Annotated in this window: 13 protein-coding genes and 1 pseudogene; 10 read left to right on the forward strand and 4 right to left on the reverse strand. The window is 40.7% G+C overall.

Annotated features, from left to right (window positions below; genetic code table 11):
- Positions 1 to 139: 139 nt before the first annotated feature.
- Positions 140 to 3754 (forward strand): DNA-directed RNA polymerase subunit beta, encoded by a 3615-nt coding sequence (gene rpoB / locus EFB00_RS06375; RefSeq protein ID WP_164709436.1) that lies wholly within the window; start codon positions 140 to 142, stop codon positions 3752 to 3754.
- 137 nt (positions 3755 to 3891) lie between these two features.
- Positions 3892 to 7542: a DNA-directed RNA polymerase subunit beta' gene (rpoC, locus tag EFB00_RS06380; RefSeq protein WP_122646031.1), complete on the forward strand. Its 3651-nt coding sequence runs from the start codon at positions 3892 to 3894 to the stop codon at positions 7540 to 7542.
- A 63-nt stretch (positions 7543 to 7605) separates the two neighbouring features.
- Here the strand turns inward: rpoC and EFB00_RS06385 are convergent, their stop codons facing one another.
- Positions 7606 to 8286, reverse strand: coding sequence for a prepilin peptidase (locus tag EFB00_RS06385; RefSeq protein ID WP_122646032.1), 681 nt, complete (start codon positions 8284 to 8286; stop codon positions 7606 to 7608).
- Between the two features lie 109 nt (positions 8287 to 8395).
- On the opposite strand from EFB00_RS06385, the gene EFB00_RS06390 reads away from it, so the two are divergent.
- Complete coding sequence (locus tag EFB00_RS06390) at positions 8396 to 9112, forward strand: DUF5105 domain-containing protein (RefSeq protein ID WP_164709437.1); 717 nt, start codon at positions 8396 to 8398, stop codon at positions 9110 to 9112.
- Between the two features lie 109 nt (positions 9113 to 9221).
- Positions 9222 to 9689, forward strand: coding sequence for a Dps family protein (locus EFB00_RS06395; RefSeq protein WP_122647054.1), 468 nt, complete (start codon positions 9222 to 9224; stop codon positions 9687 to 9689).
- 54 nt (positions 9690 to 9743) lie between these two features.
- On the opposite strand, the gene argH is transcribed toward EFB00_RS06395, so the two are convergent.
- Positions 9744 to 11123: an argininosuccinate lyase gene (gene argH / locus EFB00_RS06400; protein WP_122646034.1), complete on the reverse strand. Its 1380-nt coding sequence runs from the start codon at positions 11121 to 11123 to the stop codon at positions 9744 to 9746.
- A 90-nt stretch (positions 11124 to 11213) separates the two neighbouring features.
- Positions 11214 to 12425 carry an argininosuccinate synthase gene (locus EFB00_RS06405; RefSeq protein ID WP_122646035.1) on the reverse strand — a complete coding sequence of 404 codons (1212 nt, stop codon included), beginning with the start codon at positions 12423 to 12425 and terminating at the stop codon, positions 11214 to 11216.
- Positions 12426 to 12797: 372 nt separating this feature from the next.
- Between EFB00_RS06405 and rplM the strand changes: the two genes are divergently transcribed.
- Both rplM and rpsI read left to right on the forward strand, forming a co-directional pair.
- On the forward strand, positions 12798 to 13244 hold the full coding sequence (rplM, locus tag EFB00_RS06410) for a 50S ribosomal protein L13 (protein WP_338133845.1): 447 nt from the start codon (positions 12798 to 12800) through the stop codon (positions 13242 to 13244).
- Between the two features lie 15 nt (positions 13245 to 13259).
- A complete protein-coding gene (gene rpsI / locus EFB00_RS06415) occupies positions 13260 to 13652 on the forward strand; it encodes a 30S ribosomal protein S9 (protein ID WP_122646037.1) in 393 nt (130 codons plus the stop codon).
- A gap of 20 nt (positions 13653 to 13672) precedes the next feature.
- On the opposite strand, the pseudogene EFB00_RS06420 reads toward rpsI, so the two are convergent.
- Positions 13673 to 14265, reverse strand: a pseudogene (locus EFB00_RS06420) (site-specific integrase); the annotation flags it as partial.
- Between the two features lie 335 nt (positions 14266 to 14600).
- Between EFB00_RS06420 and EFB00_RS06425 the strand changes: the two are divergent.
- The 4 genes from EFB00_RS06425 to EFB00_RS06440 all read left to right on the forward strand — a co-directional run bounded on the left by EFB00_RS06425 (position 14601) and on the right by EFB00_RS06440 (position 18248).
- Entirely contained in the window at positions 14601 to 14822 is a 222-nt protein-coding gene (locus tag EFB00_RS06425; RefSeq protein WP_420889751.1) for a helix-turn-helix domain-containing protein, read from the forward strand.
- A 189-nt stretch (positions 14823 to 15011) separates the two neighbouring features.
- Positions 15012 to 16463, forward strand: a complete 1452-nt coding sequence (locus EFB00_RS06430) for an Eco57I restriction-modification methylase domain-containing protein (RefSeq protein WP_164709438.1) — start codon at positions 15012 to 15014, stop codon at positions 16461 to 16463.
- Positions 16464 to 16477: 14 nt separating this feature from the next.
- Entirely contained in the window at positions 16478 to 17596 is a 1119-nt protein-coding gene (locus tag EFB00_RS06435; protein WP_122646039.1) for a DUF262 domain-containing protein, read from the forward strand.
- Positions 17583 to 18248, forward strand: coding sequence for an MAE_28990/MAE_18760 family HEPN-like nuclease (locus EFB00_RS06440; RefSeq protein ID WP_122646040.1), 666 nt, complete (start codon positions 17583 to 17585; stop codon positions 18246 to 18248). Before EFB00_RS06435 ends, EFB00_RS06440 begins: the two co-directional genes overlap by 14 nt.
- The last annotated feature ends 402 nt before the right edge of the window (positions 18249 to 18650 follow it).

Consider the following 18650-nt stretch of genomic DNA (forward strand, 5'->3'; position numbering starts at 1 on the left):
TGAAACGTTCTATTTTTGGTTTTTTTTATGTCCAAAAGCCGCAAAAAATACTTTTTGTTACTTAAATTTAATATTTGTAATATTTTTGTAACGAAAAGTCGGATAGCCTTTTTGAACGAATTTTAGAGGGGTGAAGAGCTTGGCTGGACACGTAGTAAAATACGGAAAGCACCGCGAACGCAGAAGTTTCGCACGAATCAGTGAAGTATTGGAATTACCGAATTTGATCGAAATTCAAACAGACTCTTACCAATGGTTTTTAGATGAAGGATTAAGAGAAATGTTTGAAGACATCTTGCCAATTGATGACTTCAACGGCAACCTATCGTTGGAATTTGTTGACTATGAATTGAAAGAACCAAAGTACACAGTAGAAGAAGCACGGGCACATGACGCCAACTACTCAGCGCCATTACACGTGACATTGCGTTTGACGAACCGTGAAACCGGCGAAATCAAAGCACAAGAAGTCTTCTTTGGCGACTTCCCGCTGATGACCGAACAAGGAACATTTATCATCAACGGGGCAGAACGGGTTATTGTTTCTCAATTGGTTCGTTCACCAGGTGTATATTTCCACGGCAAAGTAGACAAAAACGGCAAAGAAGGTTTCGGATCTACCGTGATCCCGAACCGCGGCGCATGGTTGGAAATGGAAACTGACGCTAAAGACATCTCTTATGTACGTATCGACCGGACACGTAAAATTCCTTTAACTGTCTTGGTTCGTGCATTAGGTTTTGGTTCAGATGACACGATTTTTGAAATTTTCGGCGAAAGTGAATCATTACGCAACACCATCGAAAAAGACTTGCATAAAAATGCCAGCGATTCTCGGACAGAAGAAGGTTTGAAAGACGTTTACGAACGTTTGCGTCCAGGCGAACCAAAAACCGCTGACAGCTCAAGAAACTTGCTGAACGCGCGTTTCTTTGATCCAAAACGTTATGACCTTGCAAATGTTGGTCGTTACAAAGTAAATAAAAAATTAGATCTGCGTACTCGTTTATTGAACCTGACATTGGCTGAAACATTGGTCGATCCTGAAACCGGCGAAATCATCGTTGAAAAAGGAACCGTGTTGACTCACCAAGTGATGGATACATTAGGCGAACATTTAGTGAACGGATTGAATTCAGTAACTTACTATCCATCAGAAGATGGTGTGGTAACTGATCCAATGACAGTTCAAGTGATCAAGGTCTTCTCACCAAGAGATCCTGAACGGGAAATCAACGTGATCGGCAACGGTTATCCAGATACGATGACCAAAACGATCCGTCCAGCTGATATCATCGCTTCTATGAGTTATTTCTTTAACTTGATGGAAGGCATCGGCAACGTGGATGACATCGACCACTTGGGAAATCGTCGGATCCGTTCCGTTGGTGAATTATTACAAAACCAATTCCGAATCGGACTAGCACGGATGGAACGTGTCGTTCGTGAACGGATGTCGATCCAAGATACAGAAACATTGACACCTCAACAATTGATCAATATCCGTCCAGTTGTAGCAAGTATCAAAGAATTCTTTGGTTCTTCACAGTTGTCACAGTTCATGGACCAAACCAATCCTCTGGGAGAATTGACTCACAAACGTCGTCTTTCAGCCTTAGGACCTGGCGGTTTGACTCGTGACCGTGCCGGATATGAAGTGCGGGACGTTCACTATTCCCACTATGGCCGTATGTGTCCGATCGAAACGCCTGAAGGACCGAATATCGGTCTGATCAACAGTTTGGCTTCTTATGCGAAAGTCAACAAATACGGCTTTATCGAAACACCATATCGCCGTGTTGATCGTGAAACAGGACGCGTTACTGACCAAATCGATTACTTGACTGCTGACATCGAAGACCACTATGTAGTAGCGCAAGCAAACAGTAAATTGAATGAAGACGGAACTTTTGCCGAAAATGTGGTAATGGCTCGGGCAACTTCTGAAAACTTGGAAGTTTCTATCGATAAAGTCGATTACATGGACGTTTCGCCAAAACAAGTTGTTGCGGTCGCGACTGCTTGTATCCCGTTCTTAGAAAACGATGACTCCAACCGTGCCTTGATGGGTGCCAACATGCAGCGTCAAGCTGTGCCGTTGATCAACCCTAAATCTCCTTGGGTAGGAACTGGTATGGAATACAAATCCGCCCATGACTCAGGTGCCGCTTTGCTATGTAAGCATGACGGTGTCGTAGAATACGTTGATGCTTCCGAAGTCCGCGTACGTCGCGACAATGGCGCATTGGATGTCTACTCTGTAACAAAATTCCGCCGTTCCAACTCTGGTACCAGCTACAACCAACGTCCATTAGTGACTTTAGGTGAAAAAGTAGAAAAAGGCGATACATTAGCCGACGGACCATCAATGGAAAACGGTGAAATGGCGCTTGGACAAAACGTCTTGGTAGCCTTCATGACATGGGAAGGTTACAACTATGAAGATGCTATCATCATGAGCCGTCGTCTAGTAAAAGACGATGTCTATACTTCGGTCCATATCGAAGAATATGAATCAGAAGCACGTGATACTAAATTAGGACCTGAAGAAATCACACGGGAAATCCCGAACGTCGGGGAAGACGCATTGAAAGACCTAGACGAAATGGGGATCATCCGCATCGGTGCGGAAGTTCACGATGGTGATCTATTGGTCGGAAAAGTTACACCAAAAGGCGTGACTGAATTATCCGCTGAAGAACGCTTATTACATGCGATCTTTGGTGAAAAAGCCCGCGAAGTCCGCGATACTTCTTTACGCGTACCTCACGGCGGCGGCGGGATCGTCCATGATGTGAAGATCTTTACCCGCGAAGCCGGCGACGAATTGTCTCCAGGCGTGAACATGCTGGTACGGGTCTACATCGTGCAAAAACGTAAGATCCACGAAGGCGATAAGATGGCGGGTCGTCACGGTAACAAAGGGGTTGTTTCCCGGATCATGCCGGAAGAAGATATGCCGTTCTTGCCAGACGGTACACCAGTCGACATCATGTTGAATCCTTTAGGGGTGCCATCACGGATGAACATCGGACAAGTATTGGAATTGCACTTAGGGATGGCTGCTCGTCAATTAGGCATCCACGTTGCAACACCAGTCTTCGATGGAGCGACTGATGAAGATGTTTGGGCAACAGTTAAAGAAGCTGGTATGGCCAGCGATGCGAAAACTGTTTTATACGATGGACGCACCGGTGAACCATTTGACGGCCGGATCTCTGTCGGCGTAATGTACATGATCAAATTGGCCCACATGGTTGATGACAAATTGCATGCCCGTTCGATCGGACCATACTCTCTTGTTACGCAACAACCATTGGGTGGTAAAGCACAATTTGGTGGACAACGTTTCGGGGAAATGGAAGTTTGGGCACTGGAAGCTTACGGTGCCGCTTATACCTTGCAAGAAATCTTGACCTACAAATCAGATGACGTAGTCGGACGGGTGAAAACCTACGAAGCGATCGTCAAAGGGGAACCAATTCCAAAACCAGGCGTACCGGAATCATTCCGCGTCTTGGTAAAAGAATTGCAATCTCTCGGCTTGGATATGCGTGTCTTGGACATCGACGAAGCCGAAATCGAATTGCGGGACATGGACGATGACGATGATGATCTGATCACCGTTGACGCGTTGACCAAATTCGCTGAACAACAATCAGCAAAAGAATTAGAACAACAAGCTGCAGAAAAAGCACAAGCAGATCAAGCGATGCTGGATCAAGAGATCGAAACTGCAGAAGACAACGATTAAAAACTGACGGCTGCTAAACAGCCCCAGTATTATAAGTGCTGAAGGTCGCGTCAGAGCTTTCTGGATTATCAGAAAGCTGGCGCTGACCGAATCAGTACGAACTTGCTTGCCATGAAATGAAATGGAGGGAACCCCTTTTGATCGATGTAAATAAATTCGAAAGTATGCAAATAGGCTTGGCTTCTCCCGAAAAAATCAGAAGCTGGTCTTATGGTGAAGTTAAAAAACCTGAGACTATCAACTATCGTACGTTAAAACCTGAACGCGAAGGTCTATTTGACGAGCGTATTTTCGGCCCAACGAAAGACTGGGAATGTGCGTGTGGGAAATACAAACGTATCCGTTACAAAGGGATCGTCTGTGACCGTTGTGGTGTAGAAGTGACTCGTTCTAAAGTCCGCCGCGAACGGATGGGACATATCGAACTAGCAGCGCCAGTATCACACATCTGGTACTTCAAAGGTATTCCTTCACGTATGGGTCTAGTCTTAGACATGAGCCCACGTGCGTTGGAAGAAATCATCTACTTCGCTTCCTACGTAGTGATCGAACCAGGCGACACCAACTTAGAGAAAAAACAATTATTGACTGAACGTGAATACCGCGAAAAACGCGAACAATACGGTCAAGGCTTTACCGCTGCTATGGGTGCGGAAGCCATCAAACAATTGCTGGACGCAGTCGATTTAGACAGCGAAGCAGCAGAATTAAAAGAAGAATTGAAAACTGCTTCTGGTCAAAAACGGACAAGAGCGATCCGTCGTTTGGACATCTTGGAAGCTTTCCGGGCTTCCGGCAACAAACCAAGCTGGATGGTCATGGATGTTGTGCCAGTTATCCCTCCTGATTTGCGTCCAATGGTGCAATTAGAAGGCGGACGGTTTGCAACTAGTGACTTGAACGATTTGTATCGTCGTGTCATCAACCGTAACAACCGTTTGAAACGTTTATTAGACTTGAACGCACCGAACATCATCGTTCAAAATGAAAAACGGATGCTGCAAGAAGCGGTTGACGCATTGATCGACAACGGTCGTCGTGGACGTCCAGTTACTGGTCCAGGTAACCGTCCATTGAAATCTCTTTCTCACATGCTGAAAGGTAAACAAGGTCGTTTCCGTCAAAACTTGCTAGGAAAACGTGTCGACTACTCCGGACGTTCCGTTATCGTTGTTGGACCTTTCCTAAAAATGTACCAATGCGGTCTGCCAAAAGAAATGGCGATCGAATTGTTCAAACCATTCGTTATGCGGGAATTGGTTTCTCGTGAATTGGCATCAAACATCAAAAACGCCAAACGTAAGATCGAACGTCAAGAAGACGAAGTTTGGGATGTTTTGGAAGATGTTATCAAAGAACACCCAGTACTTTTGAACCGGGCACCTACATTGCACAGATTAGGTATCCAAGCCTTCGAACCTGTCTTGGTTGAAGGTCGTGCGATCCGTTTGCACCCATTGGTTTGTGAAGCCTACAATGCCGATTTCGATGGAGACCAAATGGCGGTCCACGTACCATTGAATGAAGAAGCTCAAGCTGAAGCACGGATGCTGATGCTGGCTGCTCAAAACATCTTGAACCCTAAAGACGGTAAACCAGTTGTTACTCCTTCTCAAGATATGGTTTTAGGTAACTACTACTTGACGATGGAAGAAGAAGGCCGTGAAGGCGAAGGTATGCTGTTCCGGGATATGGATGAAGCTGTGACTGCATGGCGCAACGGCTACGTGCATTTACACTCACGTATCGCTGTAGATCCACGAGCACTAGGTGAAAAACCATTTACTGAAGAACAAAAATCTCGTTTGATGGTAACGACGGTAGGTAAAGTGATCTTCAACTCGATCATGCCGCCAGAATTCCCATACTTAAACGAACCAACTGATTTCAACTTGACTGTCCAAACACCAGACAAATACTTCGTGGAAGCAGGAACAGATATTCCAGCCTTCATCAAGGAACAAGAATTGGTGGGACCATTCAAGAAGAAAAATCTAGGAAACATCATTGCGGAAGTCTTCAAACGTTTCAAAGTTACTGAAACCTCTATGATGCTTGACCGCATGAAAGATTTAGGGTACAAACATTCGACACATGCCGGTATTACCGTAGGGATCGCGGATATCATGGTCCTTAGCGAAAAACACGACATTATCGAAAATGCCCACAAACAAGTCGAAACGATCACAAAACAATTCCGTCGCGGTTTGATCACTGACGACGAACGTTATGAACGTGTAATCGGCGTTTGGAACGCTGCCAAAGATGAAATCCAACAAAAATTGATGGAATCATTGGATGCGAAAAACCCAATCTTCATGATGTCCGATTCCGGAGCCCGTGGTAACATCTCCAACTTTACTCAGCTTGCTGGGATGCGTGGATTGATGGCTGCGCCAAACGGCCGGATCATGGAATTGCCGATCATCTCCAACTTCCGTGAAGGACTTTCTGTCTTGGAAATGTTTATCTCTACTCACGGTGCCCGTAAAGGGATGACCGATACCGCCTTGAAGACTGCCGACTCAGGTTACTTGACTCGTCGTTTGGTTGACGTGGCGCAAGATGTCATCATCCGTGAAGAAGACTGCGGCTCAGACCGCGGCTTGGATATCCGAGCAATCCGTGAAGGCAACGAAATCATCGAATCATTGGAAGAACGCTTGGTGGGACGTTATACCCGCAAATCTGTCGTTCATCCTGAAACTGGCGAAGTGATCGTCGGCAACGATGAAATCATCACAGAAGATCTTGCAAAACAAATCGTAGACGCAGGTATCGAAACTGTTTCGATCCGTTCCGTCTTCACATGTAATACAAAACATGGTGTATGTAAACATTGTTATGGACGCAACTTGGCAACTGGCAGCGAAGTCGAAGTCGGCGAAGCAGTAGGTACCATCGCAGCGCAATCTATCGGTGAACCTGGTACACAGTTGACCATGCGTACATTCCATACCGGTGGGGTTGCCGGAGACGATATCACACAAGGTTTGCCTCGTGTCCAAGAAATCTTCGAAGCTCGTAATCCTAAAGGGCAAGCAGTCATCACTGAAGTTACCGGTGAAGTCATCGATATCTCAGAAGATGCCGCAACTCGTACCAAAGAAGTAACCATCAAAGGACAAACCGATACTCGGACTTATACAGTACCATTCACTGCCCGGATGAAAGTCGCAGAAGGCGATTATATCCACCGCGGTGCACCATTGACTGAAGGTTCGATCGATCCAAAACAATTATTGCAAGTCCGCGATGTGCTGTCTGTTGAAAACTACTTGCTACGTGAAGTACAACGTGTTTACCGTATGCAAGGGGTAGAAATCGGCGACAAACATATCGAAGTAATGGTCCGTCAAATGTTGCGTAAAGTTCGTGTCATGGATCCAGGCGATACTGATATCTTACCAGGTACTTTATTGGATATCGCTGATTTCAAAGACCGCAACTACAACACATTGGTTGCCGGCGGTGTTCCTGCAACAAGCCGTCCAGTCTTGCTTGGTATCACTAAAGCATCATTGGAAACAAACAGCTTCTTGTCAGCCGCTTCCTTCCAAGAAACGACGCGTGTCTTGACTGACGCAGCTATCCGCGGCAAGAAAGATCCACTGCTTGGCTTGAAAGAAAATGTTATCATCGGTAAGATCATCCCAGCTGGTACTGGTATGGCTCGCTACCGTAACATGGAACCAAAAGAAGTCGCTGTAGCCAGCGAAAATGTGTACAGTATCTCTGATATCGAAGCACAAATGGCAGCAGAAGACGCTTTGAATGAACAAGAATAAGGCTTTTAGCCGAAGAAACGGCGCCGCATCGATTACAAATCGATGCGGCGCCGTTTTTTTGATTTACAGTAGTAAGATGACTGCTAATGCGATACTCAAACAAGGTACAAAAGGCAATTCTTTCAATGATTTTTTTACTAGCAGATTGTAAAAAGCAAAGATCAATAAACCGAAGATACTTGCCAATAGCAGCAGCAGACAAAACTCAGTCAACGTCAGCCACGGACTCCATGACAGCAACAATAAAACATCGCCAAAGCCGAACCGTTCCCGATACTTCCATAAGATCACACCGCAAAGCATTAGACAATAAACTACTGTCAACCAGTGAAAAGGCATTTGCGACAGTTGAAGAAGCCAAAGAATGAGACTGCAAGAATAAAAAATCTTAGGTTCTACGATCAAATAAAAGCAATCGGTCAATGATAATAAAAAAGCCGACAACAGCCAAAAAAAGCGGGTAATAGAAGCTAGCTCCGGCGACAACGGGAAAAACAGCCAGAAGATCACTCCACAAGATAATTCCGCCCAAAAGTAGCTGGCAGAAAGCCTTACTTGACAATGAGTACAGCGAAACCGCTGTAAAAGGATCGAGATCAATGGAATCAACTCCCGAAAGCGCAAAGGGGTTTGGCACTGTTCACAATGAGAACCTGGGGAAATCAACGAACGGTTTTCCGGGATACGCTGTGCGGCCAAACAAAAAAATGAACCGAAACAACAGCCGAAAATAAATGCTAACATATCTTCTCTCCTAACGTTTGTTATAAGAAAGTACGCGGAGAGTTTCCGTTTGCTAGACAAAAAAGAGTTTTTTTCTGATAATGAAGAAAAGGAGCGAAAGGGGAAAAATATGAAAAAGAGCTGGTTGATTGGAATGATAGCAGTGATCTTTACGGGTATCCTAGCAGGATGTGTTTCTGCGATCCCGGACAAGGAAGCAGCGGCGCTTTTTGTGGATCATTTGGTTTATCAAAAATCAGAGAAGAAATTTACCGAGAATTTCCAAAATGGGGAGAACCTCAGCGAGACATTCAAACAAAATGAGGAAAATTTCCAAAAAAGCTTCACAGAAGGATTGTTGTCTGCTAATCAGATCACTGAAAAAGATGCAAAGGAAATCACGGATCTCTTATTAGCACAAGTCCAGGCAAAAGCCACTTATGAGGTCAAAAAAATAACAAAAGATGGTGCTATCCGCCATGTAACGTATGGAGTGAAAGGACTCGATTTTACCGGTATGATGGAAGCTACCTCGAAAAAACTCGTCGCCAAACTTCTGGAAGACGAGGCATTGAGTAAAGATCAAAACAAAGTCGTCGCAGAAACAGTGAGATTATTAAAAGAGACGATCCCGGAAACGAATGCCAAAGCAAAAGCGGTCGATGTGACGGTGGATATGCAGCCGCAAAACGGCAAATGGCAGATCGTAGACGATCAAAGCAAAGAAATGAATAATCTGTATCTGGCGTTTGTGGCAGGGGTTGCTGATCAAGAAACGCTATTGGGAGAAATGACTCAGATCATGCAGACTATCGCCAAACAAGTCCAAGAGCAGTTGGAAAAGTAAAGATGAAAAGACTTCTCAATTAGCCCATATCGCTGTACATTTTTTAAGGTTAATACTATGCTTTTATATGTAGGTAATTTATAGAATCAATCGGAGGAGGAAATGAATGATGAAATTTGAACAAACCAAAGAAACGTTGAACCAACTAGTTGCCGATTTAAGTCAAATGGCAATGGTGATCCACCAAACACACTGGTACATGAGAGGACCAGGTTTTCTGACTTTGCATCCAATGATGGATGACTTCATGGATGATGTCAATGCACAATTAGATGAGATCTCTGAACGTTTGATCACATTAGACGGCTCTCCTTATTCTACATTGAAAGAAATGGCCGAACATACAAAAATCGAAGATGAAGTCGGTCGTTGGGATCGTACTATCCCTGAACGCTTAGAAATCTTAGTTAAAGGCTATCGTTACTTAGCTGATCTTTACCAAAAAGGAATCGAAGTTTCCGGTGAAGAAGGCGACGATTGCACACAAGATATCTTTATCGAGTTCAAGACCGCTACTGAAAAACGTATCTGGATGATTCAAGCTCATCTTGGCAAAGCACCAGAGATCGACGCATAATCAAACAAATTAAAACGCCGCTTCTGATCATTATCGAGCAGAAGCGGCGTTTTTTTATTCAACGGCTAATTCCTGTTTCGCCGCAGTGATCTGTGCTTTTACTTGGTCAAAGCCGGTACCGCCTAATGAATGGCGGTTCTTGACTGCATTGTAAGAAGACAGCTTCTCATAGACATCTTCTTCGATTTCCGGCACGATCTCTTGATAGCGAGACAATGGGATATCTTGCAGATAGTGTCCTTGTTGGATGGATTCCAAAACAAGACGACCTACGATCTCATGAGCTTCTCGGAAAGGAATACCTTTTGCTGCCAAGTAATCGGCTAATTCAGTAGCATTGGAGAAATCTTTTTCCGTTGCTTCCAGCATCACTGTTTCATTGACCTTCATCGTGTGGATCATGCCTGCCATAATCTCTAAACTCTTCAAGACGGTTTCCGCGGTATCGAACATGCCTTCTTTGTCTTCTTGGAAATCCTTGTTATAAGCTAACGGCAGACCTTTCATGATGGTCAAAAGTCCGAAAAGATCGCCGTAGACCCGGCCGGTTTTACCCCGGATCAGTTCCGCCATATCAGGATTTTTCTTTTGCGGCATGATGGAACTGCCGGTAGAGAAGGTATCAGTCAATTCCACGAATTTGAATTCATGACTGCACCACAAAATCAATTCCTCACAAAAACGGGAAAGATGCATCATCAAGATCGATGCGTCACTTAGAAATTCCAAAATGAAATCCCGATCGCTGACCGCGTCCAGACTGTTGCTGTAAATGCCGTTAAAACCCAGTTCTTTCGCGGTGAATTCCCGATCGATAGGAAATGTCGTACCGGCTAACGCCGCACTGCCTAAAGGCAAGAGATCGATTCTTTTCAAGCTTTCTGTCATACGTTCTTGATCTCGCGACAGCATTGCATAATAAGCCATCAAATGATGTCCAAAAGAGATGGGTTGTGCGTGCTGCATATGCGTGTAACCGGGCATTACAGTATAAATATGCTCTTCAGCTTTAGCCACCAGCACTTCCCGCAGTTGTGTGATCTTATCCAAAATAGCCAAGACAGTTTCTTTCAGATACAAATGCATGTCTGTCGCCACTTGGTCATTTCGGCTGCGGGCAGTATGGAGTTTGCCGGCTACCGCACCGATCTCTTGATGAAGATAGGATTCGATATTCAAATGGATATCTTCGTTTTCGATAGTGAATGCCAATTCGTTCTTGCTGACTTTTTCTTGGAGTATTTTTAACCCTTTGATGATCTCCTGCGCGTCTGCTTCGGGAATGATGCCGGTATGCGCCAGCATTTTTACATGGGCCAGACTGCCCCGGATATCTTGTTGCGCTAATTTCTGGTCGAAGGTGATGGATGCGCCGAACGCGTCGATCCATGCTTCGTTTTTGCCGTCAAAACGACCGCCCCATAATTTTGCCATTTTTTCACCTCATTATTAATTACCGTTCAATGAAAAGAAAACAGAAGCTGTCATAAGCGTCTTCTGTTTTCTCTTTGATAATATTCCTGTTTAGTTGCTCCACGCTTTTTCTTTTGCGTCTTGTACTTCTGCGTGGACCTTGCTTGGCAGACCCCATAGTTTGATGAAGCCGACCGCCGCTGCTTGATCGAATGTATCAGCGGAAGTGTAAGTCGCTAATTCTTCACTGTATAGGCTGTTTTCTGATTTTCTTCCTTCAACGATCACATTGCCTTTGAACAGTTTCACCCGGATCACACCGTTGACGTATTGTTGTGTTTCTTTCAAGAAAGCAATCAGAGAATCAGTCAATGGATTGAACCATAATCCGTCATAAATGATTTGGCTCAATTGTTGTTCAATAACTGGTTTGAAATGCGCCAATTCCCGAACAAATGTCAAGTCTTCCAATTCCTTATGAGCTTGCATCAATGTGATGGCTCCAGGACATTCGTAAACTTCCCGTGATTTGATCCCTACTAGACGATTTTCCACGTGGTCGATCCGACCGATCCCATGTTTGCCGGCGATCAGGTTCAATTCCATGATCAGTTCTGACAATGTATAAGTTTCGCCGTTCAATGCTACTGGAACGCCTTCTTCAAAAGTGATTTCAAGAATGTCCGGTGTATCAGGCGTATCTTCCAATTCAGCAGTCAATTCGTAGGCACCTTTTGGCGGAGTTGCCCAAGGATTTTCCAAGATTCCACATTCGCAGGCCCGACCCCAAATGTTTTGGTCGATAGAATAAGGGTTATCTAAATTAGCTGGGATCGGAACACCTTTTGCTGCAGCATATTCGATTTCTTCTTCCCGTGACCAATGCCATTCCCGAACAGGTGCGATGACTTTCAAATCTGGCGCCAATGCATTGATAGCTACTTCAAAACGGACTTGGTCGTTTCCTTTACCAGTACAGCCGTGAGCAACGGTGGTAGCCCCAGTTGTCCGTGCTAATTCCACCAATTTTTTGGCGATCAAAGGACGTGACAATGCGGAAACCAGCGGATAAGACTGTTCATAGAAGGTATGGCCTTGCAATGCGATCAGCGCGTATTCTTGCGCAAATTCTTCTTTTGCATCGATAGCGTAAGAAGCTACCGCACCGACTTGCAATGCTTTTTCTTTAATGAAGGCAGTATCTTTGCCTTCCCCGATATCCAAACAACACGCTACTACATCGTATCCTTCATCTGTCAGCCATTTAATTGAAACGGAAGTATCCAAACCTCCGGAGTATGCTAAAATCACTTTTTCTTTCATTTTTATCGTCCTTTCTATCATTCTTTCAAGTTGATGTCGCTATCTTAGCAAAATGAAAATAGAAAAGCAACTATTTTATAAATAAATATACAAAAATATTAATAAATTCTATAAAATATACAAAATAAACATGTTTATTCAATAAAATTGTATTTTTTGGCGTTTTCCATGGCTCGTTAAATGAAAAACTTTCTGAAAAAATTGTCGAGTTTTCGTTTTTATGAAAGAAAGCAAGAAAAAACTAAAAAATAGGAGAAACTCGTTGACTTTGTCTGTTGCAGAAGGTATTATGTTAAATGGTATTGTTTGCCCCACGAGAGCCCCGGAAACTCAAGTGATTGTCAAACATTCGAAATTGAATTGGAGGAAAAAATCGTGCGTACAACATATATGGCCAAAACTGGCGAAGTAGAACGTAAATGGTATGTAGTAGACGCAACGGATGTTCCGTTAGGTCGTCTTTCAGCTGTTGTAGCTTCTGTGCTACGCGGCAAAAATAAACCAACTTTCACACCTCATGTGGATACTGGTGATTTTGTCATTGTTATCAATGCAGATCAAATCAAATTAACAGGTAACAAAGCAAGCGATAAAATTTATTACCGTCACTCAAATTTCCCTGGAGGCTTGAAATCAGTCTCTGCTGGTGAATTGCGTGCTAAAAATTCTCGTCGTTTGGTCGAAACTTCTGTTAAAGGCATGCTTCCTAAAAACACTTTAGGTCGTCAACAAGGAATGAAATTGCACGTCTACGGCGGAGCAGAACATCCACATGCTGCACAACAACCAGAAGTATTGGATATCACAAACTTAATCTAATAGGAGGGAATTTCATTGGCACAAGCTCAATATATCGGCACAGGCCGTCGTAAAAACGCAGTTGCCCGCGTACGTTTGGTACCAGGCTCTGGTAAAATTACTGTAAACAATAAAGATGTTGAAGAATATATTCCACACGCTGACTTGCGCGAAGTCATCAACCAACCATTTGGTGTTACTGAAACAAAAGGCTCTTATGATGTTTTTGTAAACGTAACTGGCGGTGGCTATGCAGGACAATCAGGCGCGATCCGTCATGGTATCGCACGTGCATTGCTACAAGTAGACCCAGACTTCCGTTTAGCTCTTAAACGCGCTGGCTTGCTTACACGTGACGCACGTATGGTTGAACGTAAAAAACCAGGTCTTAAGAAAGCTCGTAAAGCTTCTCAATTCTCAAAACGTTAATATATATATATATCGACTTTTCAGGCGTTTCGCAATTCACTTTGCGAAGCGTCTTTTTTTGAGTTGACACCATTGTTGACACCATTCCGGTTTGCATCTTTTTGAGACAATTTGCGACAGGCAATTTCACCAATGGCATTTGAATGACGTTTGGTGTGTTTACATAGGTTCTTGTAGTGTTGGTATCGCTGTGAGTCAATGCTTCAGAAATCTGTTCCAGAGCTACGCCAGATTGTTTGGCTAGAGTTGCCCCAGTATGCCGTAGCTTGTATGGGATCGCATGGGTAAGGTGTTTATGTCGTCGCTCAATAGATTTCATGCGGTAGTTCAAATAATCTGTATGAAGTCTTTGATTGATATTCCCTTTATCATCAAAGAAGGTAAAGAGTAGCTGTTCTTCGGTTTGTTCGATTTCAAACTGAGCTAGTTCTTCTTTTTGTTGGATTTTCCACTGTTGAAGTAATTGCTTTAGCTCATTTTGAATATGGAAAATTGTCGTTTTATTCCCTTTTGTGCTTTTTTCATTGCCGAATTTATCTAAGGCTTTACCAATCGTAATCTGGGAGGTAGTGAAATTCAAGTTTTTCCACTTGATAGCATAGGTTTCTAATTTGCACCTTTAAAAAATCCCAATTCAAATATTTTGACGTGAACATATTCAGTGAATTGAAATTTCAATTTTTTTAGGTTTTTGTATTGGTTTGAGTAGGCACTTTCATTGCTTTATCTCGAGCTAGACTGATGTTATTTTTAATCAATTATTAGCTGTAATCTTCGTTTAAAAGTTGGAGTAAGTGTTCAAGATAACTTCTTTTGAAAAACTGCTCCAATTATTTTTCTAAGAACATAGTCATTCCTAATTTTTCAATTATTGAAGACTTTAATTTTATCTGTATTAAAGATAAATAGCAATATCTTTATTACAGATACCTATAATGAGTATAGGTGATGAAGATGAAATATAAGAATATTCGTTCAATAAGAGAAGATAATGACGTGACACAACAACAAATGGCGCAGTTACTAAATGTTTCACAAAATACTTATTCGCAGTATGAAACTGGGAAGATTGAGTGGACGGCCAGTACATTAATTAAGGTAGCTGATTATTTTGATGTTAGTGTGGATTATTTGCTTGATAGGACGAAAAAGAAAAAATATGGTAAATAGTAATGTAATACAGTAAAAGTTCAAATTAATGAAACAGTCAAGATATTTTAGATAAATACCAATGTATTGGAAGCTACTAATGAATTTTATATTGTCAGAGTAATTTAGAAAAAGAGATTTTATTAGTGAAGGCTTAATTTTTCATACAGTTATTTTTTTAGAGAATAGATGGTAAGGGGGATAAAAAGTATGACAAAAAAAGTTGATAATAAATTTAACCAATATTTTACAAATAGTAATATCGCTACATTTATGTCATCTTTATTCACTATTCCTCACGAACAAAGTGAGATCTGTATTTTAGACCCAGGAGCAGGGGAAGGTAATCTTTCCTTTAGCACTGTAAAGTTTATTGCTGAAAATTTTCCTAATATAAGAAAAATTAGGATTATCGCTTACGAGATAGATAAGAAATTATCTCAAAAACTTGAAATGCGATTTCAAGAAATGAAACATGATATTAAAGAATCATTTGAAGTAGAATTAGATTTTAAGATAGTAGTAAAAAACTATTTGTATTGTTCTAAAGATAAGATAGATGCAGATATAGCCATAGTTAATCCGCCTTATGGAAAAATAATCCAATCCTCAAACATTTCAATTCATCTTCGGAATATGGGCTACTCTAATATAAATTATTATTCATCATTTATTGAAATTGCAATGTCACATCTAAAAAAAGGCGGGCAATTGGTTACGATAATACCACGCAGTTTTATGAACGGAACTTATTTCAAAAAATTTAGAGAAAATATTTTTCAGAGAAACTCAATTGATCGTATTCATGTTTTTGAATCTAGGTATTTATTTGATAAAGTAGTTCAAGAAAATGTTATTCTTAAACTAAATAAGAAAAGACAAAAAAATGATGTATTGATAGATGTGAGTTGTTCTACAGATGATAGTTTTGATGACATGGAACTCGTATCTAGCTTAAGATACGATTTAGTAGATAAAGAAAATAATTATTTAATGAAGGTTTCAAGCAATAAGGTGGAACTTGAAATTAGAAAAATTATTGAGAGGAATGGGGTATCGCTAACCAGTTTAGGTGAACTCAAAGTGTCAACTGGTCCTGTAGTTGATTTTCGCGAAGAGCCAGATTCAATTTCTGAAAAAATATATAAGCAAGCAGTTCCTTATATATTTCAAGATCATATTCGTGAGAATGAAAATATGGTAGTTTGGCCTCTGAAACATCCTAAAAAAGGCAACTATCTTAAAGTAACAGAAAAAAATTATTCTCGGTTGCGTAAAGCAGGAAATTATGTTGTGGTTAGAAGATTTAGCCCTAAAGAGTCGCGTCATAGAGTAAATGCAGTTGTAGTACCAGATAATTTATCTTTTGAATATTATGCCTTTGATAATAAGATAAACTATTTTCATCTTAATAAAGAAGGACTTCCAGAAGATATTGCAATAGGGCTTAGTTTATATTTGAATTCATCGTTAGTGGAGATTTTTATCAAACAAATTAGTGGAAGTACACAATTAAATAGGTCAGATTTAGCTTTGTTGAAATATCCAGAACTGCAGCAAATGGAAGAGATGGGAAAATCATGGAAAAAAGGCGCTTATGAATATAATCAGCTTAATATAAATAAAGTGGTTGCTTCAGCTATATTGAGTTGGGAGAAGTAGAAGGAGGAGCAACGATGGGGTTAGTAGAACAGATAGAAAATAGCAGGAAAGAAATAAAGACAGATAGTTATCCTATGTCAATTGGGGAGGTTGCTAATTTATATAGGGATGGAGATTTGGTCATATTTCCAGAGTATCAAAGGTACTTTCGGTGGTCTCAAAAGCAAAAATCAGAGTTTATTGAGTCATTGATTTTAGACATACCTATTCCGCCAATATTCGTATCTAATAATGCTGATGGTAGGTGGGATATAATTGATGGCCTTCAAAGAACTTCAACAATACTAGAGTTCATGGGATTATTGCGTAAGCGAGATAATGAGGATGAGTTTTATGAGCCAAGTGTATTATTAGGTACTAAGTTTCTTCCGGATCTTGAAGGTAAAAAATGGGATGATAAAGATGATATAGCTAATAGCTTACCAGCTGAAGTAAGACGAAATATCAAGAGAAGGAAAATTAATATTAGCATTGTTGACAGTACTGTAAATCCCAATATTAAATATGAGCTTTTTCAGCGACTAAATCGAAATGGATCTATTCTTAAGGGACAAGAGGTTAGAAATAGCCTGATGATTATGATTAATAATCGTTTTTATAAGTTCATTGAAAAGTTATCTAATTATGAAAAACTTAATGAGATTATTGATATTACTGAAAAGAAAAAAGATGAGCAATTTGTGAAAGAATTGGTAGTTAGATTTTTGATTTTACTTGAAACTGAGGGGAAAAATATTAATCCACAGGATGATATGGAGAGTTATTTGACAGAGGAAGTTATTAACATATCAGAGACATTTAATGATGAACGATACACTGAAATTGAAGCGAGATTTTATCAGACATGTGATTTATTACAGGAAGTTTTTGGAAAAAAGGCGTTTAAAAAATATTATAGTGCGGATAATAAATTTAAAGGACAATTTTTCTTGGGGCTTTTTGAAGCAATCTTTGTTCCCGTATATACTAATTACGATTTTTATCAAAATAATCAAGAGAGTTTGAACAAAAAGGTAAAGAGTATCTCGAATAATAGGGATTTCAAAGATAGTACTAAACATGGTGTCAGAGCGCTTGATAGGATGAAGAAAGTTTTTGAGTTGGGAAAGGAAACTTTCTATGAACATAGCTAATATCGAAGATTTTGAAGATGAGTTGATAAATGATCTTTCCTGGAGAAAAAGAGAGATGATAAATCTTTCTTTTGCAGTGGAGTCGGAAAACACTACTCTTACAAAAAGTATTTTAGTTAGAGCTGGAATAGCATTGCTATGTGCTCATTGGGAAGGTTATATCAGACATGCTTCTAATGCATATGTATTATTGGTATCTTCGCAAAATATTAAAGTAAGAGAGCTCAGAGAATCATTTGTGACATTGCAGTTGACTAAAAAAATATCAGAAATTGGTAAGTCAAAGAAGATATCTGTTCAACAAGTACTAGTAAAAGATATTACTGACGTATTAGATGAAGAATTTTCTGTCAATTTTGTGGATAGGCCTGGGAAACGTCTAATTAACACAGATTCTAATCTAAACTTCGATTTATTTGATGAAATAATTAAGGTAATAGGGTTAGATAATATTTATGAAACTAAAAGGTATTATATTGATGCTATGATGCTTAAAAATAGAAATTCTATAGTTCATGGTGAGAAAGCTTTCTTTGATCGTTTTGATTTTTCTGATTTATTTGTCCAAGTTTTTACCATCATGGAGCAATATAAAGACCAACTAATTGAAAGTGCAGATACTCAGAAATTCTTAAAAAATACGGGTAGTTAATATAATTAAGGAATTAGTATAAAGAGTAAATACAGACCAGTACTCAAGTGAGTATAGTGGTATGCAACTATTTAATATTCTGATGTGCAATTAATTTCTTTTGATTACGAATATTGGTAACGAATATCTAAAATTCAATAAAATATAGTGAAACTATTCCTTTTGAAATTTTGCTGTAAATCCTCCTAATATAGTATTTTTCAACTCTATAAAATTCCAAAACAGCCAACCAGGTCTTAAAAAAGCTCGTAAAGCTTCTCAATTCTCAAAACGTTAATATATCTATATATCAACTTTTCAGGCACTTTCCAAAAGTTGGAAAGTGTCTTTTTATTCGCAATCAATCCTCCAAAATGTTCCAGCCCTCTATATCAATTACCATCAACACCCACCCCCCGATCC

It is taken from the genome of Enterococcus mediterraneensis (assembly GCF_900604485.1).
Classification (GTDB): domain Bacteria; phylum Bacillota; class Bacilli; order Lactobacillales; family Enterococcaceae; genus Enterococcus_C; species Enterococcus_C mediterraneensis.